This window comes from Streptomyces puniciscabiei, assembly GCF_006715785.1.
In the GTDB taxonomy this organism is placed as follows: Bacteria; Actinomycetota; Actinomycetes; order Streptomycetales; family Streptomycetaceae; genus Streptomyces; species Streptomyces puniciscabiei.
In genome coordinates this window covers 1,127,722-1,149,500 of record NZ_VFNX01000001.1, presented here as the reverse complement: position 1 = coordinate 1,149,500, position 21,779 = coordinate 1,127,722, and the positions used below count along the sequence as shown (strand labels likewise).

General features: G+C 71.4%; 24 protein-coding genes. 11 read left to right on the top strand and 13 right to left on the bottom strand.

Annotated elements, in window-relative coordinates:
- Nucleotides 1–110 precede the first annotated feature (110 nt).
- The 4 genes from FB563_RS05115 to FB563_RS05100 all read right to left on the bottom strand — a co-directional run bounded on the left by FB563_RS05115 (nt 111) and on the right by FB563_RS05100 (nt 3,524).
- A complete protein-coding gene (locus FB563_RS05115; protein WP_142218490.1) occupies nt 111–1,070 on the bottom strand; it encodes an amino acid ABC transporter permease in 960 nt (319 codons plus the stop codon).
- Complete coding sequence (locus FB563_RS05110; RefSeq protein ID WP_055703697.1) at nt 1,067–1,732, bottom strand: amino acid ABC transporter permease; 666 nt, start codon at nt 1,730–1,732, stop codon at nt 1,067–1,069. The genes FB563_RS05115 and FB563_RS05110 overlap by 4 nt, the downstream gene beginning before the upstream one ends.
- 78 nt (nt 1,733–1,810) lie before the next feature.
- The gene (locus FB563_RS05105; protein ID WP_055703702.1) at nt 1,811–2,647 is read right to left on the bottom strand and encodes a glutamate ABC transporter substrate-binding protein; all 837 of its coding nucleotides are present in this window, start codon (nt 2,645–2,647) and stop codon (nt 1,811–1,813) included.
- Nucleotides 2,648–2,744: 97 nt separating this feature from the next.
- Nucleotides 2,745–3,524 carry an amino acid ABC transporter ATP-binding protein gene (locus FB563_RS05100; protein WP_055703696.1) on the bottom strand — a complete coding sequence of 260 codons (780 nt, stop codon included), beginning with the start codon at nt 3,522–3,524 and terminating at the stop codon, nt 2,745–2,747.
- Between the two features lie 289 nt (nt 3,525–3,813).
- On the opposite strand from FB563_RS05100, the gene FB563_RS05095 reads away from it, so the two are divergent.
- A complete protein-coding gene (locus FB563_RS05095; RefSeq protein ID WP_055703695.1) occupies nt 3,814–4,500 on the top strand; it encodes a response regulator transcription factor in 687 nt (228 codons plus the stop codon).
- Nucleotides 4,501–4,509: 9 nt separating this feature from the next.
- Nucleotides 4,510–5,913 (top strand): sensor histidine kinase, encoded by a 1,404-nt coding sequence (locus FB563_RS05090; RefSeq protein WP_055703694.1) that lies wholly within the window; start codon nt 4,510–4,512, stop codon nt 5,911–5,913.
- A gap of 64 nt (nt 5,914–5,977) precedes the next feature.
- Here the strand turns inward: FB563_RS05090 and FB563_RS05085 are convergent, their stop codons facing one another.
- Both FB563_RS05085 and FB563_RS05080 read right to left on the bottom strand, forming a co-directional pair.
- Entirely contained in the window at nt 5,978–6,931 is a 954-nt protein-coding gene (locus tag FB563_RS05085; protein ID WP_055703693.1) for an IS481 family transposase, read from the bottom strand.
- A 111-nt stretch (nt 6,932–7,042) separates the two neighbouring features.
- Complete coding sequence (locus FB563_RS05080) at nt 7,043–8,041, bottom strand: TAXI family TRAP transporter solute-binding subunit (protein ID WP_055703692.1); 999 nt, start codon at nt 8,039–8,041, stop codon at nt 7,043–7,045.
- Between the two features lie 117 nt (nt 8,042–8,158).
- On the opposite strand from FB563_RS05080, the gene FB563_RS05075 reads away from it, so the two are divergent.
- Nucleotides 8,159–8,587, top strand: coding sequence for a pyrophosphohydrolase domain-containing protein (locus tag FB563_RS05075; RefSeq protein ID WP_055703691.1), 429 nt, complete (start codon nt 8,159–8,161; stop codon nt 8,585–8,587).
- On the opposite strand, the gene FB563_RS05070 is transcribed toward FB563_RS05075, so the two are convergent.
- From FB563_RS05070 to FB563_RS05060, 3 genes are all read right to left on the bottom strand, one after another.
- The gene (locus tag FB563_RS05070) at nt 8,584–10,017 is read right to left on the bottom strand and encodes a hypothetical protein (protein ID WP_055703690.1); all 1,434 of its coding nucleotides are present in this window, start codon (nt 10,015–10,017) and stop codon (nt 8,584–8,586) included. The two genes, FB563_RS05075 and FB563_RS05070, sit on opposite strands and share 4 nt — an antisense overlap.
- A gap of 207 nt (nt 10,018–10,224) precedes the next feature.
- Entirely contained in the window at nt 10,225–10,668 is a 444-nt protein-coding gene (locus tag FB563_RS05065) for a MarR family winged helix-turn-helix transcriptional regulator (protein ID WP_055703689.1), read from the bottom strand.
- Nucleotides 10,669–10,712: 44 nt separating this feature from the next.
- Nucleotides 10,713–11,072, bottom strand: a complete 360-nt coding sequence (locus FB563_RS05060; protein ID WP_055703688.1) for a DUF6204 family protein — start codon at nt 11,070–11,072, stop codon at nt 10,713–10,715.
- 146 nt (nt 11,073–11,218) lie between these two features.
- On the opposite strand from FB563_RS05060, the gene FB563_RS05055 reads away from it, so the two are divergent.
- Both FB563_RS05055 and FB563_RS05050 read left to right on the top strand, forming a co-directional pair.
- Complete coding sequence (locus tag FB563_RS05055; protein WP_055703687.1) at nt 11,219–12,550, top strand: cytochrome P450; 1,332 nt, start codon at nt 11,219–11,221, stop codon at nt 12,548–12,550.
- 107 nt (nt 12,551–12,657) lie between these two features.
- Nucleotides 12,658–13,410 carry a PP2C family protein-serine/threonine phosphatase gene (locus FB563_RS05050; protein ID WP_055703686.1) on the top strand — a complete coding sequence of 251 codons (753 nt, stop codon included), beginning with the start codon at nt 12,658–12,660 and terminating at the stop codon, nt 13,408–13,410.
- Between the two features lie 27 nt (nt 13,411–13,437).
- Here FB563_RS05050 and FB563_RS05045 read toward each other — a convergent pair whose 3' ends face one another.
- Nucleotides 13,438–14,067: a protein-L-isoaspartate O-methyltransferase family protein gene (locus FB563_RS05045; protein WP_234357549.1), complete on the bottom strand. Its 630-nt coding sequence runs from the start codon at nt 14,065–14,067 to the stop codon at nt 13,438–13,440.
- 109 nt (nt 14,068–14,176) lie between these two features.
- Between FB563_RS05045 and FB563_RS05040 the strand changes: the two genes are divergently transcribed.
- On the top strand, nt 14,177–14,467 hold the full coding sequence (locus FB563_RS05040; protein ID WP_055703685.1) for a hypothetical protein: 291 nt from the start codon (nt 14,177–14,179) through the stop codon (nt 14,465–14,467).
- A gap of 51 nt (nt 14,468–14,518) precedes the next feature.
- Here FB563_RS05040 and FB563_RS05035 read toward each other — a convergent pair whose 3' ends face one another.
- Nucleotides 14,519–14,944, bottom strand: a complete 426-nt coding sequence (locus FB563_RS05035) for an SRPBCC family protein (RefSeq protein WP_055703684.1) — start codon at nt 14,942–14,944, stop codon at nt 14,519–14,521.
- 493 nt (nt 14,945–15,437) lie between these two features.
- Between FB563_RS05035 and miaB the strand changes: the two genes are divergently transcribed.
- Both miaB and FB563_RS05025 read left to right on the top strand, forming a co-directional pair.
- Complete coding sequence (gene miaB, locus FB563_RS05030; RefSeq protein ID WP_055703683.1) at nt 15,438–16,967, top strand: tRNA (N6-isopentenyl adenosine(37)-C2)-methylthiotransferase MiaB; 1,530 nt, start codon at nt 15,438–15,440, stop codon at nt 16,965–16,967.
- A 258-nt stretch (nt 16,968–17,225) separates the two neighbouring features.
- Complete coding sequence (locus tag FB563_RS05025; RefSeq protein ID WP_055703682.1) at nt 17,226–17,939, top strand: class III extradiol dioxygenase subunit B-like domain-containing protein; 714 nt, start codon at nt 17,226–17,228, stop codon at nt 17,937–17,939.
- Between the two features lie 133 nt (nt 17,940–18,072).
- On the opposite strand, the gene FB563_RS05020 is transcribed toward FB563_RS05025, so the two are convergent.
- A complete protein-coding gene (locus tag FB563_RS05020; protein ID WP_055703681.1) occupies nt 18,073–18,378 on the bottom strand; it encodes an antitoxin in 306 nt (101 codons plus the stop codon).
- A 24-nt stretch (nt 18,379–18,402) separates the two neighbouring features.
- Nucleotides 18,403–18,588, bottom strand: a complete 186-nt coding sequence (locus tag FB563_RS45155) for a hypothetical protein (protein ID WP_055703680.1) — start codon at nt 18,586–18,588, stop codon at nt 18,403–18,405.
- Nucleotides 18,589–18,885: 297 nt separating this feature from the next.
- Here FB563_RS45155 and miaA point away from each other — a divergent pair, with 297 nt between their 5' ends.
- The 3 genes from miaA to dapF all read left to right on the top strand — a co-directional run bounded on the left by miaA (nt 18,886) and on the right by dapF (nt 21,670).
- The gene (gene miaA, locus FB563_RS05010) at nt 18,886–19,824 is read left to right on the top strand and encodes a tRNA (adenosine(37)-N6)-dimethylallyltransferase MiaA (protein ID WP_055703679.1); all 939 of its coding nucleotides are present in this window, start codon (nt 18,886–18,888) and stop codon (nt 19,822–19,824) included.
- Between the two features lie 449 nt (nt 19,825–20,273).
- Complete coding sequence (locus tag FB563_RS05005) at nt 20,274–20,735, top strand: hypothetical protein (RefSeq protein ID WP_055703700.1); 462 nt, start codon at nt 20,274–20,276, stop codon at nt 20,733–20,735.
- Between the two features lie 59 nt (nt 20,736–20,794).
- The gene (dapF, locus tag FB563_RS05000; protein WP_055703678.1) at nt 20,795–21,670 is read left to right on the top strand and encodes a diaminopimelate epimerase; all 876 of its coding nucleotides are present in this window, start codon (nt 20,795–20,797) and stop codon (nt 21,668–21,670) included.
- Nucleotides 21,671–21,779 lie beyond the last annotated feature (109 nt).

Below are 21,779 nucleotides of genomic sequence, written 5' to 3'. Positions count from 1 at the left end.
TGCACGATCACAGAACGTATGCAACCCATTGGCAGAGTTTGCGTCAAGCGACCGGAGGCAGTGGCGATCAGGCCACTGCCTCCGGGTGTTTCATATCACCTGAATGAACGTCAGCTGCCGTGGCCGCCGCCGTGCTGACCACCGCCGACGAAGGGACCGCTGAGGTCCACGGGGCCGGCGGTACCTCCGGCCCCGGTCGCCGCCGTACCGGCGATGTCGGCGACGTCCTGGGCGCCGAGCACCGCGCCCGTCGACTTCTTGCCGCGCCGCAGCCGGCCCTCCAGCCAGCTCGCGAACGAGGTCAGGGAGAAGTTGATGATCACGAAGATCACGGCGACCACGGTCAGTGAGGCGATCATGTTGCCGTAGTAGCCGGCCATCGTGTTGGCCGAGGCCATCAGTTCGGGGAAGGTGAGGACCGCGCCGCCGAGGGCGGTGTCCTTCACGATGACCACCAACTGGCTGACGATCGCCGGGAGCATGGTGGTGACCGACTGCGGCAGCAGGATGAGCCGCATCATCTGCCCCTTGCGCAGGCCGATCGCCAGGGCCGCCTCGGACTGCCCCTTCGGCAGGGCGAGGATGCCCGCGCGGACGATCTCCGCGAGCACCGACGCGTTGTACAGCACCAGACCGGTGACGACCGCGTAGAACGGCCGGTCGTCCGAACTCACGTCGGTGTACTGGGCGAAGAGCGCGAGCCCGAAGATCATCAGGACCAGTACGGGGATCGCGCGGAAGAACTCGACCACGATCACGGCCGGAACGCGCACCCACAGGTGGTCCGAGAGCCGGGCGATGCCGAGGACGGCGCCGAGCGGAAGCGCGATGACCATCGCCAGGGCCGCCGCCTCCAGGGTCTTCTGCAGACCGGGCCAGATGTACGTCGAGTACACCTCGGTGCCGCTGAAGAAGGGCTTCCACAGCGACCAGGCGAGCTGTCCCTTGTCGTCGAACGACTTGTACACCCACCATGCGACGCCCGCGAGGACGATCAGGAAGACCGCCGTGTACAGGACGTTGCGCCGCTTGGCGCGGGGCCCCTGGACGTCGTACAGGACCGAGCTCATCGCTTCACCGCCACCTTCTTGCCCACCCAGCCGAGGATCAGCCCGGTCGGCAGGGTCAGGCAGACGAACCCGAAGGCGATGACCGCGGAGATCGCCAGCAGCTCCGCCTCGTTCTCGATCATCTTCTTCATCAGGAAGGCCGCCTCCGCCACGCCGATCGCGGCCGCCACCGTCGTGTTCTTCGTCAGTGCGATCAGTACGTTGGTCAGCGGAGCGACGGCCGCGCGGAGGGCCTGCGGCAGCACGACCAGCCCCAGCACCTGGGGGAAGCTCAGCCCGATGGCCCGCGCCGCCTCCGCCTGGCCCACCGGCACGGTGTTGATGCCGGCCCGGATCGCCTCGCACACGAACGCCGAGGTGTAGACGATCAGGCCGAGCACGGCCAGCCGGAAGTTGATCGTGTCGAAGTCTTTGGCACCGAGGTTGATGCCCAGATTCTGGTTCAGGCCGAGGGAGGAGAAGAGGATGATCACCGTGAGCGGGATGTTCCGCACGATGTTCACATAGGTGGTGCCGAAACCGCGCATCAGCGGTACCGGGCCCACCCGCATGGCGGCCAGCAGAGTGCCCCAGACCAGGGAGCCCACGGCCGACAGCAGCGTCAGCTGCACTGTCGTCCAGAAGGCGCCCAGCACGTCGTACTTGTCAAGAAAGTCGAACACGATCTCCCGCGCTTCCGCGTGTAGGGATGCCCCGGTGCGCCGCCGTGTTCACAGGCGGCGCACCGGCGGGGCGTTGCCTCAGCTCTTGATGTCGCCGATCTTCGGGGCGGGCTCGTTCTTGTAGTCGGCCGGGCCGAGGTTCTTCTTCACGGCCGCCTGCCACGAGCCGTCGGAGACCATCTCCTCAAGGGCCTTGTTGATCTTGGCCTTGAGGGCGCTGCCCTTCTTGACGCCGATGCCGTAATTCTCGTTGGTCATCTTGAAGCCGCCCAGCTTGAACTTGCCCTTGAACTGGGCCTGGGAGGCGTAGCCCGCGAGGATCGAGTCGTCCGTGGTGAGGGCGTCGATGGCGCCGCTCTGCAGACCGCCCAGACAGGCCGAGTAGGTCGGGTACGTCTGGAGGTTCGCCTTGGGAGCCAGCCGGTCGTGGAGGTTCTGCGCCGAGGTCGAGCCGGTCACCGAGCACAGCTTCTTGCCGTTCAGGTCCGACGGAGACTTGATCTTCGTCTCGTCCGCGCGCAGCAGCACGTCCTGGTGCGCCAGCAGGTACGGCCCGGCGAAGTCGACCTTCTGCTCACGCTTCGGGGTGATCGAGTACGTGGCGGCGATGAAGTCGACGTCACCGCGCTGCAGCATGGTCTCGCGGTCGGCGCTCTTCGACTCCTTCCACTCGATCTGGTCCGCGCTGTAGCCGAGCTTCTTGGCGACATAGGTGGCCACGTCCACGTCGAAGCCCGCGTAGCCCTGCGGGGTCTTCTGGCCGAGGCCCGGCTGGTCGAACTTGATGCCGATGGCGATCTTCTTGCCCCCACCGGAGGAGCCGTTGTCGTCCTTCTTGCCGCCGCCGCACGCGGTGGCGCCCACGGCGATCGCGAGTACGGCGGCCGAGGCGGCGGTGACCTTGCGGAGCTTCATGGTGAACATCCTTTGAGTGGTGCGGAACGAGGTCCGTTGGAAAAGGCGACCCGCTGGTGGGAAAAACCGATCCAGGGGGCGGGCGGGGCCTGCGTCGTCAGTGGTGCAGGATCTTGGACAGGAAGTCCTTGGCCCGGTCGCTGCGCGGGTTGCTGAAGAACTGGTCCGGCGCGGCCTGCTCGACGATCCGGCCGTCGGCCATGAACACCACGCGGTTCGCAGCCGACCGTGCGAAGCCCATCTCGTGGGTGACGACGACCATCGTCATGCCCTCACGGGCGAGCTGCTGCATGACCTCGAGGACCTCGTTGATCATCTCGGGGTCGAGGGCGGAGGTCGGCTCGTCGAAGAGCATGACCTTCGGGCCCATCGCCAGTGCCCGCGCGATGGCGACGCGCTGCTGCTGGCCGCCGGACAGCTGGGCGGGGTACTTGTCGGCCTGCGTGCCCACGCCGACACGGTCGAGCAGGGACCGGGCCTTCTCCTCGGCCTGCTTCTTGTCCGTCCTGCGGACCTTGAGCTGGCCCAGCATCACGTTCTCGAGCACGGTCTTGTGCGCGAAGAGGTTGAAGGACTGGAAGACCATGCCGACGTCGGCCCGCAGCCGGGCCAGCTCCCTGCCCTCCTGGGGGAGGGGCCTGCCGTCGATGGTGATGGTGCCGGAGTCGATCGTCTCCAGGCGGTTGATCGTGCGGCACAGGGTCGACTTCCCGGACCCGGAGGGCCCGATGACCACGACGACCTCGCCGCGGGCGATCGTCAGGTCGATGTCCTGGAGTACGTGCAACGCGCCGAAGTGCTTGTTGACGCTCTTCAGGACGACCAGTTCGTCGGACGTGACCACAGTGTCTTCCTTGGTCACCGATACATTGGTCATCGCTCTCGGGCTCCGTCCTCCTCGGTTTCGCAGGACAGTAGTGAGGGGCTGTGACCTGCGTCATCACATCTGAGGGAGATCTGAGCATCACGATCCGATAGCAATCGGACACGTGTCGTAGCATCTGCCGCAGGTGTGCGTATCGGCCGGATAACGGAAGCGGCGGGCAACCGGAACCCTCTTGACGCCGTCCTTGTCCATCGGCGTCACTGCCATGGTGCACGCGCGCGTGCCCTGCACGACGCACGCGAACACAGACCGTACGACCGCTGAACCGGAGGGGGCCGGGATGAGACTGCTGCTCGTCGAGGACGACAACCACGTCGCCGCGGCCCTGTCCGCCGTACTCGCGCGACACGGTTTCGAGGTCACCCACGCGCGCAGCGGCGAGGAGGCCCTGCAGGCGCTCGTCCCCGAGGGCAACGGTTTCGGCGTGGTCCTGCTCGACCTGGGCCTGCCCGACCAGGACGGCTACGAGGTCTGCGGCAAGATCCGCAAGCGCACCAGCACCCCGGTGATCATGGTGACCGCCCGCTCCGACGTCCGCTCCCGCATCCACGGGCTCAACCTGGGCGCCGACGACTACGTGGTGAAGCCCTACGACACCGGGGAACTGCTCGCGCGCATCCACGCCGTCAGCCGGCGCACCGTCCACGAGGACCCGGCGGCCGGCAGCGAGAGCGCCCTCCACCTCGGGTCCATGCGCATCGAACTGCCCACCCGGCAGGTCACCGTGGATGGTTCGACAGTCCAACTGACCCGCAAGGAGTTCGACCTGCTCGCCCTGCTCGCGCAACGCCCGGGAGTGGTCTTCCGGCGGGAGCAGATCATCAGCGAGGTCTGGCGCACCAGTTGGGAGGGCACCGGCCGCACCCTGGAGGTGCATGTCGCCTCCCTGCGCGCCAAACTGCGCATGCCCGCGCTGATCGAGACCGTACGCGGCGTCGGCTACCGGCTCGTCGCCCCGGCCGCCTAGCGGGGACGGGTGCGCGCACGTCTGCTGCCGCTGCTCATCATCCTGATGGCAGCCGTCCTGATCGCCCTCGGGCTTCCGCTCGCCATCAGCGTGGCCGCCGCACAGCAGCAGAAGGTCGTCGTCGACCGCATCGACGACACGGCACGCTTCGCGGCCCTCGCCCAGTACGTCACCGACGGGCCCAGCGGATCGCGCCGCACCAGCGTCGACGAGCGCCTGCAGGCGCTGCGCAGCGAACTCGCCAGCTACTACGGCGTCTACGGCATCCGCGCGGGCGTCTTCTACCGCAACGGCTCGGCGATGGCCAACGCCCCCGACGACTGGTTCGTCCCGCGGACGGGGGAGGTGCGGGACGCGTTCGAGGAGTCGCTGCTCAGCCGGCGCAGCCATGACCCGCGCCAGGTGTGGCCCTGGCAGCGCAGCCGGCTGGTCGTGGCCTCGCCGGTGATCCGGGACGGCGATGTCGTGGCGGTCGTGGTCACCGACTCGCCCACCGGACCGATGCGTTCACGGACCCTGCGCGGCTGGCTGATCATCGGGGCCGGCGAGATCGCGGCGATGCTGCTGGCCGTGGGCGCGGCACTGCGGCTGACCGGCTGGGTGCTCAGACCGGTACGGGTCCTGGACGCCACCACCCACGACATCGCCACCGGACGGCTGAAGTCGCGGGTCGCGGTCGGCGGCGGACCGCCGGAACTCAGACGGCTCGCCCGTTCGTTCAACGAGATGGCGGACAACGTCGAGGACGTGCTGGAGCAGCAGCGCGCCTTCGTCGCGGACGCCTCGCACCAGCTGCGCAACCCCCTCTCGGCGCTGCTGCTGCGCATCGAACTGCTCGCACTCGAACTGCCGGAGGACAATGAGGAGATCGCCTCGGTCCGCACCGAGGGCAAGCGCCTCGCGCAGGTGCTGGACGACCTGCTGGATCTGGCGCTGGCCGAGCACGCCGAGGCGGACCTGACGCTGACCGACATCGGCGCCCTCACCGAGGAGCGGATCGCCGCCTGGTCTCCGGCCGCCGCGGCCAAGGGGGTACGGCTGACCGGGGACTGTCCGCCCACCACCGGCTGGGCCGACCCGATCACCCTGTCCAGCGCCCTGGACGCGCTGATCGACAACGCCGTGAAGTTCACCCCCGAGGGCGGCACGGTGGAGGTCTGCGTAGCCGCCGACGGCGACAGATCCACGGTCGTCGTCACCGACACCGGGCCCGGCCTCACCGACGAGGAACTCGCGCGCGTCGGCGACCGTTTCTGGCGCAGCGGGCGTCACCAGAACATCAAGGGTTCGGGCCTCGGCCTGTCCATCGTCCGCGCGTTGCTCACGGCCGGCGGCGGCTCGATCGACTACGCCCACCATGAGCCGCGGGGGCTGCGGGTGACGGTGACCGTGCCTCGGCACGGGGGATCCTGACACGGGACCCTGACGGGGAGAGGCCATCGTTCGCGGGGCCCGCCGGTCCGAGGCAGGCCTCGCTCTAGGTGTGCTGTTCGGACAGGTTGGTGACGCGGCTGGCTGGTGTTTGGCCGCTGATGCCGGTGTGGGGTCGGTGGTAGTTGTACCGGTCCAGCCAGTCTGGAAACGCGGCCTGCCGCTCGGCATCGGTGGTGTAGGGCCGCTGGTAGGCCCCTTCCTCGAGCAGGGTGCGGTGGAAGCGTTCGACCTTGCCGTTGGTCCGGGGCCGCCAGGGCCGTGTCCAGCGGGGGCTGATGCCCAGCTGGTGGCAGGCCCGCCGCCAGGTGTTCTTGGTGTAGGCCCAGGCGTTGTCGGTCAGGACGCGTTCGACGGTGATGCCCTGGGCGGCGAACCAGGCGGTGGCTCGGGTGAGGAAGCCGGCGCAGGTCGGGGCGGTCTCGTCGGGGAGGTCTTCGGTGTAGGCCGGGCGGGAGTGGTCGTCCAGGGCGGTGTGCAGGTAGGCGTATCCGGTCCCGGTGCGGTTGCGGCGGCCTTCGGCACGGCCCTGCGTGCGGTGCCCGCCGCCGTCGGGGATGCGGCCGAGCTTCTTGACGTCGATGTGCACCAGTTCGCCGGGCCGGGAGCGTTCGTAGCGGCGTACGGGTTCGCCGGTGGCGCGGTCGCATGCGGCCAGAACGGTCAGCTGGTGGCGGGCCAGGATGCGGTGGGCGGTGGAGGCGGCGATGCCGCAGCGGGGGGCCAGACGGACCGGTCCGATCCGGTGTTCGCGGCGCAGGCGCACTACCTGGGTCTCGATTGCGGGCGGGGTGCGGCGTGGCTGGTGGTGCGGGCGGCTGGAGCGGTCGTGCATGCCCGTGGCGCCCCACTGCCGGTAACGGCCGGCCCAGCGTGCGGCCGTGGTGTGGCTGACCTGGAAGCGTTCCGCGGCCCGCCGCAGCGGCCAGCCGTCGTCCACGACACACCGGGCCAGACGCAGCCTGCCGGTCGGCGTCAGCGGGGCATTACGGTGGGACACGAGGGCCTCCTGAGTACCGGTCGTAGATGTCGCAATCCACACCGAACCCAGAAGGCCCTCACCTGTTCAAGCACCCAGCACCCGTGTCACCCACGTCCCGGGACAGCACGTCTAGGGCTTCATCGAGCGGTAGTAGCGCCGGGCGCCCTCCTGCAGGGGCAGCGGGTCGGTGTAGATGGCGGTGCGCAGATCCACCAGTTGGGCGGAGTGGACGTGGGCGCCGATGCCGTCGCGGCTCTTGATGACCGTGCGGGTCACCCACTCGGTGAGCCTGGGGTCCATGTCCGTGCGGGTCATCAGCAGGTTCGACACGGCGATCGTCGGGACCTCGTTGCCCTGCTGTACGGCCGGGTACGCCGACTCGGGGATATTGGTGGCCCGGTAGTAGCGCGCGGCCTCTCCCTGCTCGTGCAGCTTGGTGACGAGGGCGCCGTCGATCGGCACGAACGTGAAGGCGGACTTCTGGGCCAGCGCGAGGAGTCCCTTGGTGGGCAGGCCGCCCGACCAGAAGAAGGCGTCGATCCGGCGCTGCTCCAGCTGGTCGGGCCCGGTGTCGATGCCGTCCGCGACCGGGGTGATGTCCTTGCGGGGGTCGATGCCTGCGGCCTTGAGCACCCGGTCGGCGATCAGCCGCACCCCGGAGTCGGGCAGCCCGGTCCCCACCCGTTTGTGCCGCAGGTCGGCGACGTTCCTGATGTCCGAGCCACTGCGCACGACGAGGTGCACGTAGTCGTCGTAGAGCCGGGCCACCCCGCGCAGCCGCCCGGCGCCGCTGCCGTGCCGCAGCTCGTACGCCTCCACCGCGTCGGCCGCCGCGATGGTGAAGTCGGCCCTGCCGGTCGCCACCCGCTGCACGTTCTCCTGCGAGCCGGCGCTGTTCAGCAGTTTCACCTTCAGATTGGGCATGTCCTTGGCGAACTCGGCGCGCAACCGCTCGCCGTACTCCTGGTAGACCCCCCTGGGCGTGCCCGTGCTGAAGACGATCGTCCCGCTCGGCGGCCTCTCGCCCAGCGGCAGCAGCCACCACAACAGCAGCCCCAGCACCACGGCACCGGCGGCCGCGGCCGACAGCGCCCGGCGCCTGCTGATACGGGGGAACACCTTGGACATGCGGCGATCCTGCCAGGCCGGACGCGACGCTGACCAGGGCCGGGGTCACTGACTGGTCACTCCGGGGTCCGCAGGCCGTCGGAGGGCTCTGTCAGTGGCGGCCGTTACAGTCGTCGCATGAGCACTTCTCCCGCCGACCTCGTCCGAGAATTCCACCGCGCCTTCGGCCTCGACGCCCGCACCACGCCGACAGAGGTGGATCCCGAACTGGCCGCGCACCGCGGGGAACTGCTCGCCGAGGAGGCCGCTGAGGTCGCCGAGGTCGCGGTCGACGGCCCGCTGGACAGGCTCGCGCACGAACTGGCGGACGTGGTCTACGTGGCGTACGGCACGGCACTGGTCCACGGCATCGACCTGGACCAGGTGATCGCCGAGATCCACCGCGCCAACATGAGCAAGCTCGGCCCGGACGGACAGGTGGCCCGCCGGGCCGACGGCAAGGTCCTCAAGGGTGAGCACTACCGGGCGCCGGACGTGTCGTCCGTCCTGCGCCGCCAGGGCTGGATACCGGCGGCGCGGGACGGCTCCGCGCAGGCGAGCGCCTAGAAGGTGCCGCCCGCCAGCTTCCACTCGCGGTTCAGGGTGCCCAGCGGAATGCTCCGCTGGATGACCGGTGTGCCGAAGACGGACAGCTGCAGCCGCAGGGTCCCGGACAGGTCGACCCCGCCGTACACGCCCCAGGCGCCCGCGGTCTTCGCCGCGCCGCCGGAGGCGGTGACCGTGCCGGAGGCCTGGCCCCGCAGATACGGGGCCAGGTCGGCGGTGATGCCGACGGTGCCGTAGAGGCCCACCGAGGCCTCGGCGCCGAGCGCCGTCTTCACGTTCCCGGCGGTGGTGACAGAGGCGCGCGCCGGCGTGCTCGTCATGTCCGCGGAGCTGACCGGCGTCCAGCCCCTGGCCGGGCCGAAGGTGCCGCCCGCCTTGAAGTCGCCCTTGAGGTTCTGCTCGACGTCGACGGTGACCCGTCCGTCGCCGCTGATCTGGACGTAGGCGGTCAGGTCGAGGTCGACGACGACAGGAACCGGGCCGACCTGGAGGACGGGGTCGGCGTGCAGCTTGGCGAACGGGATCCGCAGTGGGGCGCCGGTGGCCGCGGCCGCCTGGCCCTTGACCGCCCAGCCGGAGGCCCAGTCGCCGGAGACGCCGAGGTAGGCGGAGCCGGGCGGCGCGTCGTTGCCGGCGCCGCCGTAGGCGAAGTCGACCTGCGGGGCGACCTGGACGAAGCCGTGCACCGAGGCGGTGGCGGAGGCCGGGGCGCCCTGGGCCGTCGGCAGGTCGGCGCTCACGTCGAGCCGGAGGCTGCCGAGCGGCACCGTGGCACCCTTCGGGCCGGCGTGCAGGTGACCGGCCGTCGCCCAGGACACCTTCACCCCGGGCAGCAGCTTGTCGACGGTGAAGGACGACGGGTCGACCCGCACCGCGCCCTTGGCCGTGTCGTCGCCGAGCAGCGCGTTGAGGGTGGCCGGTTCCGTCTGTACCTCGGTGCCGCCGTCCCTCTCGCCGATCACCTTGGTGACCTTGGCGAGCAGTCCGTCCGGCGCCCCGGGCGCGGGCGCACTGGCGATCACATCGCCGACGGTGGCCTGGTCCGGGGCGCCGGAGGGAGTGGGCGCGGCCGCCGGTGAGGAGGGGGTTGAACTCTCGTGCGCGGCTGGCTTGTTGGTGAGTACGGCCCGCCGGGTGCGGCTGTCGTACGAGCCGATGGCGAGCGCCGTCCTGTGGGCTCGCCGCCCGGAGCCGGCGGGGCCCGCCGTGGCGGTCGCGGTGGTGGCGGTCGTGGTGGGCGCGGCGGCGACGGCGAGCGAGTGGTCCGTGCCGTCGGCGGGCCCGTCGGCGATCTCGACCTGCCGGCCCTGCCCGGTGGTCGCCGAGGGTCCGGTGTGCGAGGCGGGCGAGGAACAGGCCGCGGCGAGGAAGAGGGTGGTCACGGCGAAGGCGGGCAGCAGGGCACGTCTGTGCCGCATGCGTCTGCGCATGATCGGTCCTGTGTGGAGTGGGGGGTGGCAGAGAGGCACCGGGCGAGCGGGCTACTTGACGGTAGAACCGGCCGGTAACTCATGACGAGTCATGATCATGCCATGCCGGCGTGCACGGCCCCCTCACAATTCGGCCACATCCCAAGGTGTCCTGTGCCACGGCGAGTTCGCGTCATGGCGGGATGAGAACTGGTCACACGCCGGCGGTCAGGAGCGGGCCAGGCCCGTGCCGCCGAGGCGGGTCAGCAGGGACGACAGCCGAGTGACGTCCTCGGCGCTGAACCCGGGGGTGGCGAAGAGCTCGGCGGCGGTCTCCTCGGCCGTCGCGAGCATCTCCCTCAGCCGGCGTCGGCCCGTCCCGGTCAGTGACGCGTAGGCCACGCGCGCGTCCCGGGCCTCCGACTCACGGGTGACCAGCCCGATCCGCTCCAGTGGCGCGAGCCCGCGCGTGACCCCGGAGGCTGTCACGCCCAGTGCCTCGGCGAGGTCGACCCGGCGCATACGGCCGCCCGGCGCCTGACTCAGTCGTAGCAGCAAGGTGAAGTCGGCGAGGCTCACGCCGTGCAGCCCGCTCAGCCGGGAGTCGAAGCGCCGCACGAGCGCCGCCTGGGCGCGGACCAGCCGCAGTGCCACGTCCAGGGCGTCGCGCATGGCCGCCTGCGCCCTCTCATTGCCATCTCCTTGAGTACTCAAGTTCATGCCCGGTTCGAACGCGCCGCGCGCCGCTGCCGCTTGCCCATCGGCGCCTGGGAGAGGTCCTCGGCGGTGGAGCGGAGGTTCTTGAAGCCGTAGCCGCGCTCGGTCAGCCAGGCCTTCGCCGTGCCCTCGGCCCGCTCGGTCGCCTCCAGGATGTCCTCTTCCTCCTCCCCGGTGTCGGAGAAACGGAAGACGAAGGCCGGCCGGGCGGCGATGTCGTAGGTGAGGTTGCCCTCGGGGGTGAACTCGGCGCGCAGTACGTCGTGTTCGGCGGCGTCGGCCAGCAGCTCGGCCCGCTGGGTGTCGGTGAGGCCGTCGAAGGCGCCGCGGACGGTGATCCGGAAAGTGCGAGTGCTCATGGCGCGACCCTAGGTGCGGCGGGCTTCCGGTCTCCACCGGGTTTCGGGGGGCGCCGGTGATGGGCTGTCACCAAATGTCCCAACTCCCGTACAGTCCGTGACGGCGAGAAGAGAACCCCCGAGAAGAGAACCCGGGAGAAGAGAACATGGACATCGAAGCCGGTCCCGGGTCCCTCCCCGGCCTTCCGGAAATGGGACGGCCGGTGCCCGAGGCCGAGCCCGCGCTCGTCGAGCGGTGGCGTTCGGCGGGGGGCGACCTGGTGGAGCTGCTGTCCCAGGTGCGTGAGCGCTGCGGCGGCGTCGGCGCGTTCCGGCTGGGGCCCGCGCGCACCGTTCTCATCACCGACCCGGAGGCGGTCCAGCACGTGCTCGCCCGGCACCCCGAGCGGTACGTCAAGCGCTCCCACCGCGCCCGGCTGCTGATCGGCGACGGTGTCCTCGCCGCCACCGGTGCGGCATGGAAGCGGCAACGGCGCCTGCTGCAGGCCCAGTTCACCGGTACCGGGATGCGCCGTTACGAACAGCGGATCACCGAGGCCGCCCGGACCACCGCCGTACGCTGGGAGGGGTACGCCCGTAGCGGGCAGACCCTGGACGTCATGCGCGAGATGCGCCGTTTCGCCCTCGACGCCATCTGGCGCTCTCTGACCGGACACGCCCTCGATGACGGGACCGAGCGCGAGCTGGCCGCCGTGACCGCCGTGGCGGCCGCCCTTCCGACGCTGCCCGCGGACGCCACCGACGCCGGGGACGCCGTCGCCACCGATCTCGCCCGGATCGACGCGGTCGCCCGGCACGCCATCGACACCGCCCGCGCCGGGACGGCCGGTCCCGACGGCCCGGGCCTGCTGCATGTCCTGGTCGACGCCGCCGCCGAGCACCCGCAGTACACCGACCGGCTGATCCGCGACGAGCTGGTCACGCTGCTGGCGGCCGGGCACGAGACCACCGCCACCACCCTGACCTGGCTCTATCTGCTCCTCGACCAGTGCCCCGGCGCCCGCGAACAAGCCCTGGCCGCCGGCGGCGAAGGCTCGGCGCAACGCCGCCAGGCCGTGCAGGCCCTGGTCCACGAGACGCTTCGGCTGTACCCGGCCGCCTGGATCCTGCCCCGCCACACCACCGAGGACGACGTCCTCGCCGGATACACCGTAGCGGCCGGCACCGACATCCTGGTCTGCCCCTACCTCACGCACCGCGATCCCGAACTGTGGCCGGATCCCGGGGAGTTCATCCCCCGGCGCTTCCTCGTCCCGGACGGCCGGCCCGCCCATCCGGGCGCCTACCTCCCCTTCGGGATCGGCCCCCGCGCCTGCCTCGGAGTCCAGTTCGCACTGCGCGAATCGACCATCCTCCTGGAACACCTGCTGCCGGTCCACACGCCGTCCTTCCACTCCACGCCCGTCAAGGCGCAGTACGGCATCACCGTCCGTCCCGACGGCCCGACCACCGCGTCCCTGGCGCCGCCGGTCACCTGACCGGAACCGGACGGCCGGTGTCCCTCTCCCGGCGAGCGCCTACCCTGGAGCCGCGGGCAGCGAGTCGACCGACTGCCGTGGCCCGTCCGGGAAGGCGGTGGCGTTCCATGCGGTACGTGGCTGTGAGCGCGCTGAGCCATCCCGGACTGGTCCGCGAACGTAACGAGGACAGCCTCGTGGCCGGGCCGTGGACCCTGTGCGCCACGGTGACGGAGAGTCCGCAGACCCTGGTCTTCCCGCTCGGCACGCCGCTTGTCGTCGCCGTGGCCGACGGGCTCGGCGGGCATCCCGGCGGCGACCTGGCCAGCGCCCTGGTCGCCCGCCGGATGGCGGCCCTCGGCCCCACGCTGAGCGGCGAGGACGCCGTCCGTGACGCCCTGACCGCCTGCAACCGCGCCGTGTACGCGGCAGCGGGCGGCGGGGAGGAGACCGAGCTCACCGCCATGGGCACCACGGTCGCCGGCATCGTCGTGCGGCCCGGCTCACTGCTGGCGTTCAACGTGGGCGACAGCCGGGTCTACGCGGCTTCCCGCGACGACGGGCTGCGCCAGGTGAGCGTCGACGACAACCCCCCGCTCGAGCCCGGGCAGCGCACCACGTCCATCGTTACCCAGTGCCTGGGCGGCAGCCCCTCCTACCGCGCCGTGTACCCGCATGTCACGGCCGAGCGCCTGTCTCCCGGCGACCGCTACCTCATCTGCACCGACGGTCTGACCGACCCGCTGCCGGCGGATGTGCTCGACGAGGTGATGCGGGAGCACGACGACGGCCACGCGGCCTTCGAGCTGTGGAAGGCCGCCATCGCCGCGGGCGGCCCCGACAACATCACGCTGGCGGTCGTACGCGTCGCGGACGACTGACGACCGGGACTGACGACCGGGAGAACCTCAGCTCCACCCCGCCTCGTCCGGCGGGAAGCCGTATCGCCCCCGCAACCGTACGAAGCAGGCCGAGGCCAGGACCCGCACCTGTGCCAGCCCCGCCGCGGTGCGCTCGAAGCACACCACCCGCTCGCGCCCGCCCGGCCCGATCGGCTGCACCAGGCGGCCACCCGGGCGCACCTGTGCGGCCAGCGGCGCGGGCACCTCCGGGAACGCGGCCGACACGAGGACGGCGTCGTACGGAGCCCGGTCCGGCACACCGCCGCTGCCGTCGCCGATGCGCAGCTCCACGTTCCGCACCCCGTGCCGGGCGAGGTTCACGCGCGCGTGGCGGGCCGTGTCCGGCCGTATCTCGATGCTGACCACGTCCGCGGCCAGCCGCGCGAGCAGGGCGGTCTGGAAGCCCAGACCCGTACCGATCTCCAGGACGTGCTCGTCCCCGGCCAGATCGAGACCCTCGATCATCAGGGCGGACAGCGAGGGCTGCGTGGTGACCTGTCCGTGCCCGATGGCCACGGGCACGTCCCCGTAGGCGGCGGACAGCTGATCCGCCGGGACGAACTCCGCCCGGGGCGTCGTCCGCACGGCCTCGAGCAGCCGCTCGTCCCCGACCCCGGCGGCCGTGAGGGCCCGCACGAGATCCTCCGGTCCTCCGGGTACGGATCCTTCCGGTACGGATCCTCCGGGTACGGAGTTCACGGCCAGGTTCACCACACCATCCGGCGGCGACGCCTACGGTGGAGACATGAGCGAGATCGTCGTCTACGAACTCGACAGACCGGGCGCAGCACGCTCACCCGCCGCATCCTCCGCAGGACCGGCGAGCGGCGCGGAACGACGCGTCCGCAAGGTGCACGCGGCACCGGCGGCGCCGGGGTCGCGCACGACCACCGGACCGCGGACCCTCTGCGGCAAGGACACCTTCGCGATGGAGACGGCCGGCTGGAAGCCCTCCGAACACCCGGGAGCGCCCTGGTACCCCGAGGAACACGCGTCCGTGGTCTGCCCCGACTGCGATGCCGTGATGGAGACCTGACCGGCCTGCCGGAGCCCGGCGCCGTCGCGCCCACCGCCGCCCTCGCGCCGCTCACCCGCGTTCGACGTACTCCTTGAAGTGCTCCAGATCGCTGCGGACGAGCCGTTCGATCGCGTTGGTCTGGGCGAACCCCTTCGGCCCGCCGAAGGCGTCCCGTACCGTGCCGGGGTCGTACTCCAGCCGTGCCTGGATCCGGGTGTGGTTCTGGTCGATCGGCTGGACCGAGAAGGAACCCGTCAGCTCGGGAGCGCTCGTGGTGAGCCACTCCATCACGTGCTCCCCGCGGTCGGTCACCTCGGCCTCGACCTCCCGGGCCCGGCCGCCTGCCTCGAGGTCCAGGTGCGCTCGGCCCCCCGCCTCCGTACGGGCGCCCCGCACCCCTTGCACGAAGCGCGGATAGTTCTCCACCCGGTGCAGCGTCTCCCAGGCTCTGTCGACCGGGACGTCGACGTCGACATGCAGCTCGAGGGTGCTCATGGCTCACCTCCGTGTGCAGCTCATGACGCATGGCCTTCCGCTTACAGTGTGCGCGTCCGGCGGGACAGGAGACGAGCCGGGCGGAGAGACCGCCCCCCGGGTCTGCCCGCGCGGCGCCGGGCTCACGGCTCGGGGTCGTCCAGAATGCCCTGCCGGGCGCCGGCCATGGTGGCGCCCCGTCTTCGCAGGGTGCGGCCACGCCGGGACGCGCCGGCCTTCGCGGCCGAGTGACCGCCTCGGTCGGTCGACCCGCACGCCACCGACGGTGGGGTCGAGGGTGCAGAGCTGTGCCTGAGCCGTCAGCCCAGCGCGATCGATTCCTGCGAGGCCGGCGACTCCCGGCATCGCCGCGTGCGACACACTTCCTCGACGTGGCGCTACGCCGCCGCTTCGTTCGCCTCGGCGCGACGGTTTGCTCCATCGTCCGGCGGCCCACGGTCGATGCGCCAAGAGGGCGGCACTGGTGTCTCCGGGAACCGCCTACCCTTGAGCCATGACCAGCAGCAGCGACCGGAGCCCCGCAGTGGACGTTCACGCACCCAAGACCTACGAAGTGCGCACTTACGGGTGCCAGATGAACGTCCATGATTCCGAGCGGTTGGCCGGCCTGCTCGAAGACGCCGGATACGTGCGCGCCCCCGAGGGGTCGGACGGGGACGCGGACGTGGTCGTGTTCAACACGTGCGCGGTGCGCGAGAACGCCGACAACCGGCTGTACGGCAACCTCGGCCGGCTCGCTCCGAAGAAGGCCTCGCGGCCCGGCATGCAGATCGCGGTCGGCGGCTGCCTCGCGCAGAAGGACCGCGACACCATCGTGAAGAAGGCGCCCTGGGTGGACGTCGTCTTCGGCACGCACAACATCGGCAAGCTGCCGGTCCTCTTGGAGCGCGCCCGCGTGCAGGAGGAGGCGCAGGTCGAGATCGCCGAGTCGCTGGAGGCCTTCCCGTCGACCCTGCCGACCCGGCGCGAGAGCGCCTACGCGGCCTGGGTGTCGATCTCCGTCGGCTGCAACAACACCTGCACCTTCTGTATCGTCCCGGCCCTGCGCGGCAAGGAGAAGGACCGCCGGCCCGGCGACATCCTCGCCGAGGTGGAGGCACTGGTCGCCGAGGGCGTCTCCGAGATCACGCTGCTCGGCCAGAACGTCAACGCCTACGGCTCCGACATCGGCGACCGCGAGGCCTTCAGCAAGCTGCTGCGCGCCTGCGGGAAGATCGAGGGCCTGGAGCGGGTCCGCTTCACCTCCCCGCACCCCCGTGACTTCACCGACGACGTCATCGCCGCCATGGCCGAGACGCCCAACGTGATGCCGCAGCTGCACATGCCGCTGCAGTCCGGTTCGGACACGGTCCTGAAGGCGATGCGCCGCTCCTACCGGCAGGAGCGCTACCTCGGGATCATCGAGAAGGTGCGGGCCGCCATCCCGCACGCCGCGATCACCACCGACATCATCGTGGGCTTCCCCGGCGAGACCGAGGAGGACTTCGAGCAGACGCTGCACGTGGTCCGTGAGGCGAGGTTCGCGCAGGCCTTCACCTTCCAGTACTCCAAGCGCCCGGGCACCCCGGCCGCGACCATGGAGAACCAGATCCCCAAGGAGGTCGTCCAGGCGCGCTACGAGCGGCTGGTGGCCCTCCAGGAGGAGATCTCCTGGGAGGAGAACAAGAAGCAGGTCGGCCGCACGCTCGAGCTGATGGTCGCCGAGGGCGAGGGCCGCAAGGACGGCGCCACGCACCGGCTCTCCGGCCGTGCCCCCGACAACCGGCTGGTCCACTTCACCAAGCCGGACCAGGAGGTCCGCCCCGGCGACGTCGTCACGGTCGAGGTGACCTACGCCGCCCCGCACCACCTCCTCGCCGAGGGCCCCGTCCTCTCCGTGCGCCGCACGCGCGCGGGGGACGCCTGGGAGAAGCGCAACGCCGCCGAGGCCGCCAAGCCGGCCGGCGTCATGCTGGGCCTGCCGAAGATCGGCGTGCCGGCCCCGCTGCCGGTCGCCACGGGCAGCGGCTGCGGCTGCGACTGAGGCCCGCCGGAGTACGGACGGGACCAGCCACAGGGCCGCGACCAGCCACGCCGGCGGGGAGCGGCCGCGTCGGCGGGGAGCGGTCGCATCGGCGGGAGCAGCCGCGCTGGCGGGGACCGGCCGCACCGGCGGGACCAGCCACGTCGGCGGGGACCGGCTGCACCGGCGGGGGAGCAGCCGCACCTGCGGGGAGCAGCGACACCGGCGCACAGGAGCGAGACTCGGCCGGCGGCTGTCGTACGGCGTACTCTGCCGATCATGCTTGTCGCCGCCGCAGTCTGTCCCTGTCCGCCGCTGCTCGTGCCCGAGGTGGCCGCGGGCGCCGCTCCCGAGATGGATGCCGCGCGCGTGGCCTGCACCGACGCGCTCGGTGTGCTCGCGGCCGCCCGCCCGGACCTCCTGGTGGTCGTCGGGCCGGCCGGGCAGAGCGGGTGTGGATCGTTTCCGCAGGGCACCCCGGGGTCCTTCCGGGGCTTCGGGGTCGCCGTGGACGTACACCTGGGCCCCGCCGCGGACACCGTGTACGAGGGCGAACTGCCGCCATCGCTGGCCGTCGGCGCCTGGCTGCTGGAGCGGACCGGCTGGGCGGATGCCCCGATCGAGGGACTCGGTGTCGGGGAGCGGCTCGCGCCCGAGCGGTGTACCGAGGCCGGAAGGGAGATCGCTGCCAAGGCCGGGCGGGTGGCGCTGCTGGTGATGGGCGACGCCAGCGCGTGCCGCACGGTCAAGGCGCCGGGCTACCTGGACGAGCGGGCGGCACCCTTCGACGCGGAGGTCGCGCGGGCGCTGGGCACGGCGGACGTGGCGGCCGTCCAGGCCCTGGACGCCGGGCTGGCACACGAGCTGAAGGCCTCCGGCAGGGCCCCCTGGCAGCTCCTGGCGGGCGCCGCCGAGGGCGCGAATCTCAGCGGTGCCTTGCTGTACGAGGACGCGCCGTACGGGGTCGGGTACGTGGTGGCCACCTGGTCCTAGGGGGCGGGGACCCGGAGCAAGGGAAAGCACAAGGAGAAACGGCGGACGGCCGGGAGCCGTTGTGCTCCACGACCGTCCGCCGAATCGTGCGCCATGCGGCCGCATCCGTGTGGTCGCATGCCCTTCAGGAGGTTCATGACGCCGGTGGCGGCCCCTCCGGAGGGGTGGGGGGCGTCGCATCGCCGGCCGTCACCGGGCCGGGGCCGGTGGCCCTGTCCGGGCCGGGACCTTCCTTGTGGGCGAGGCGGTCCATCGCCTCCTTGGCCTTGCCGGTGCCCGCCTGGATCCTGTCGCTGTACTTGTGCTTGGTCCGCTCGTCCACGACCTTGGCTGCCTTGTCGAGACCGTGCTGCACCTTGTCCCCGTGCTGTCGCGCGAGGTCCGACACCTTGTCCTTGGCCGGGCCGAGCTTGGCCTTCATGTTGTCCAACAGACCCATGGTCCACCTTCCCTCGCGGGCCAGTTACCTGTGGGCGCCCTCGTCGGCCTCGTTGTCGGCGGCCTCGTCGGCGGACTGCTGCTTGGGGATGCCGGAGCCGTCGGACGCGTCGTCCGCCGCGGCGTCGGACCGCGCCGCGACGTCCTCGCTCCCGTCCCCGGCAGCATCCTCCGTCTCCGCCGATCCGGCCGCCTTCGCCTTCGCCTCCACCGACTCCGCTTCCTACGCCTCGGCCCCTGCCGGCTCCGCGCCGGTCTGCGCCTCGGCGGCAGACGCCTCCGGAGTCGCCTTCGACCTGCCGAGGAGTCGTGCAAAAACGCCCATATCCACTCCATACGGTACTCGTGCGGGCGAATTCCCGCGTTACCCGGTGCGTACGGTTGCGCCGCCCGGGTCACCGCCTCCGGCGGACCGGAGGGCGGTACCTCGCCACGGGCAACGACTCGGGACCCCACCCGTCACGTAACTCGTTCGAGGCGCCGCCAGGAGGTTTGCGAGACTGGTGCGGTGAGCAGCGCATCCTCCACCCCCCGCGTCATCGCCGTCGTCGGACCCACCGCGGCCGGAAAGTCCGATCTGGGCGTCTTTCTGGCCCAGCGGCTCGGCGGGGAGGTCGTCAACGCCGACTCCATGCAGCTGTACCGGGGGATGGACATCGGTACCGCCAAGCTGACGCCCGAGGAGCGTGGCGGCATCCCGCACCACCTGCTCGACATCTGGGACGTGACGGTCACCGCGTCCGTCGCCGAGTACCAGAAGCTGGCCCGGGCCCGGATCGACGCACTGCTCGCCGAGGGCCGCTGGCCGATCCTGGTCGGCGGATCCGGGCTGTACGTCCGTGGCGCCGTCGACAACCTGGAGTTCCCCGGCACCGACCCCGAGGTCAGGGCCCGCCTGGAGGAGGAGCTGGCGCTGCGCGGCCCGGGCGCGCTGCACGCCCGGCTGGCCGCCGCCGACCCCGAGGCCGCCCGCGCGATCCTGCCGAGCAACGGCCGCCGGATCGTCCGGGCGCTGGAAGTGATCGAGATCACCGGTCGGCCGTTCACCGCAAACCTGCCGGGTCACGACTCCGTGTACGACACCGTCCAGATCGGAGTCGACGTGGCCCGCCCGGAGCTCGACGAGCGCATCGCGCGCCGTGTCGACCGGATGTGGGAGGCGGGCCTCGTGGACGAAGTCCGCGCACTGGAGGCGGAGGGGTTGCGCGAGGGGCGCACGGCGTCGCGTGCGCTGGGTTACCAGCAGGTGCTCGCGGCGCTCGCCGGGGAGTGCACCGAAGCGGAAGCGCGGGCCGAGACCGTACGCGCGACCAAGCGCTTCGCGCGCCGTCAGGATTCCTGGTTCAGGCGTGATCCCCGGGTGCACTGGCTGAGTGGAGCCGTGGCCGATCGCAGGGAACTTCCGCACCAGGCCCTGGCGTTGGTCGAACGACCGGTTACAGCCTGATCACGTCATGGCATCGGGATGCGCCGCCGGTCATCCCGGCCTTCGGCGCCGTGCCATCATCGAGCTTCGATCGACCAAGTGGAGCCTAGTTGGGAGGGCGCGTGGCGATGGAGGCCGGCCCTCGCGACACCGCACAAAGTGCCGAGCACGTCACCACCGCCGGTGACGAACCGGACCGGCGCGGCGGCCGTCTGACCGACGACTGCCTGGGTGAGGTCCGGCCGGCGGACGAGCGCCTGAATGGGGACGGCCTGGCCGACCACCGGCTGCCGGAGGCCCGTCGCCCCGGGGACCGGCCGGCCGAGGACCGTTTCACCCAAGACCGCCTCACCGCCGACCGGCTCGCTGAGGACGGCATCGCCGAGGATCGGCTCACCGCGGACCGGTTTGCCGAGGATCGGCTCACCACGGACGGGCTCGCGGCCGGCCGTCTCGCCGGTGACCGGCCCATCGAGAACCGCCTCCCCGACATCCCCCTCACCGAAGACCGGCTGACCGACGACGGCCCCGACGAGGCGCCGGACGGCGTGACCGACGACGGGCCGGAGCCGGAGGAGATGTACCAGAGCGGCCCCGAGGTCGAGGTCGAGCTGCGCCCCCAGCGCAGGCTCCGCCTCTGGCAGCTCGCCCCGATCGTGGGACTGTCCGCCGTCGGCTCCCTGATGTTCGCCTTCCCGCTCGCCTTCGACTTCGGCGACAGCGGAGCGGTGATCGCGATGCTGGGCCTGCTGATCTGCTCGTGCGCGGCGGGCTGGGGCATGATGGCGGCCCGCAGGGTGGGCTACACATGGCCGGGCCTGCCGGCCCGGGGCTCGGGCCGCCGCCTGGACTGGCGGGTCGTACTCGGATACGTACTCCTGGTGGCCGTGGTGGTTGTCCTCGCCGTGTGGCGCGTGGCACGGCTCCGCTAGCACACGCCCCCAAATGGGCGCGGGGCCGGCGAAGCATCGCCGTCGCTTACGATCGAGGAATGAGCACGCGCACGCGGATTCCCTTCCTCAAGGGCCACGGCACCGAGAACGACTTCGTGATCGTCCCGGACCCCGACAACGCCCTGGACCTCACCGAGGCCGCCGTGGCAGTCCTCTGCGACCGCCGCGCCGGCATCGGCGCCGACGGCGTGCTGCATGTCGTACAGTCCGCCGCGCACCCCGAGGCCAGGGGGATGGCCGCCGAGGCCGAGTGGTTCATGGACTACCGCAACGGCGATGGCTCGGTTGCCGAGATGTGCGGCAACGGAGTCCGTGTGTTCGCGCGCTACCTCCAGCACGCCGGACATGTGGGCGAAGGCGATCTCGCGATCGCCACGCGCGCGGGGGTGAAGACCGTCCACATCGCGAAGGACGGTGACATCACCGTCGGCATGGGCCGCGCCCGCCTGCCGGAGGGCGAGGTCACGGTGACCGTCGGCGAGCACAGCTGGCCCGCGCGCAACGTGAACATGGGCAACCCGCATGCGGTGGCCTTCGTCGACGACCTCGCGCAGGCCGGCAACCTGTACGACCCGCCGCCGTTCAGCCCGGCCGCCGCCTACCCCGACGGCGTCAACGTCGAGTTCGTCGTCGACCGGGGCCCCCGTCACGTCGCCATGCGCGTGCACGAGCGCGGTTCCGGCGAGACCCGCTCGTGCGGCACGGGCGCGTGCGCCGTCGCCGTGGCCGCCGCCCGGCGCGACGGTGCCGACCCGGCCGTCACCGGCACCCCCGCCACGTACACCGTCGACCTGCCGGGTGGCCGCCTGGTCATCACCGAGCGGCCCGACGGAGAGATCGAGATGACCGGACCCGCCGTGATCGTCGCCGAGGGCGAGATCGACGGCGAATGGCTGGAAAACGCCCTCCGCTGACCCGGCGTCACCACGGCGAGCACGGCCCCCGGCTCCTGGATCAGCGGTTTCGGGCGACCGGGGGTGTTCGAAACCGCGGTCGAGGCCAAGACGGTTGGCGCAAACCCTA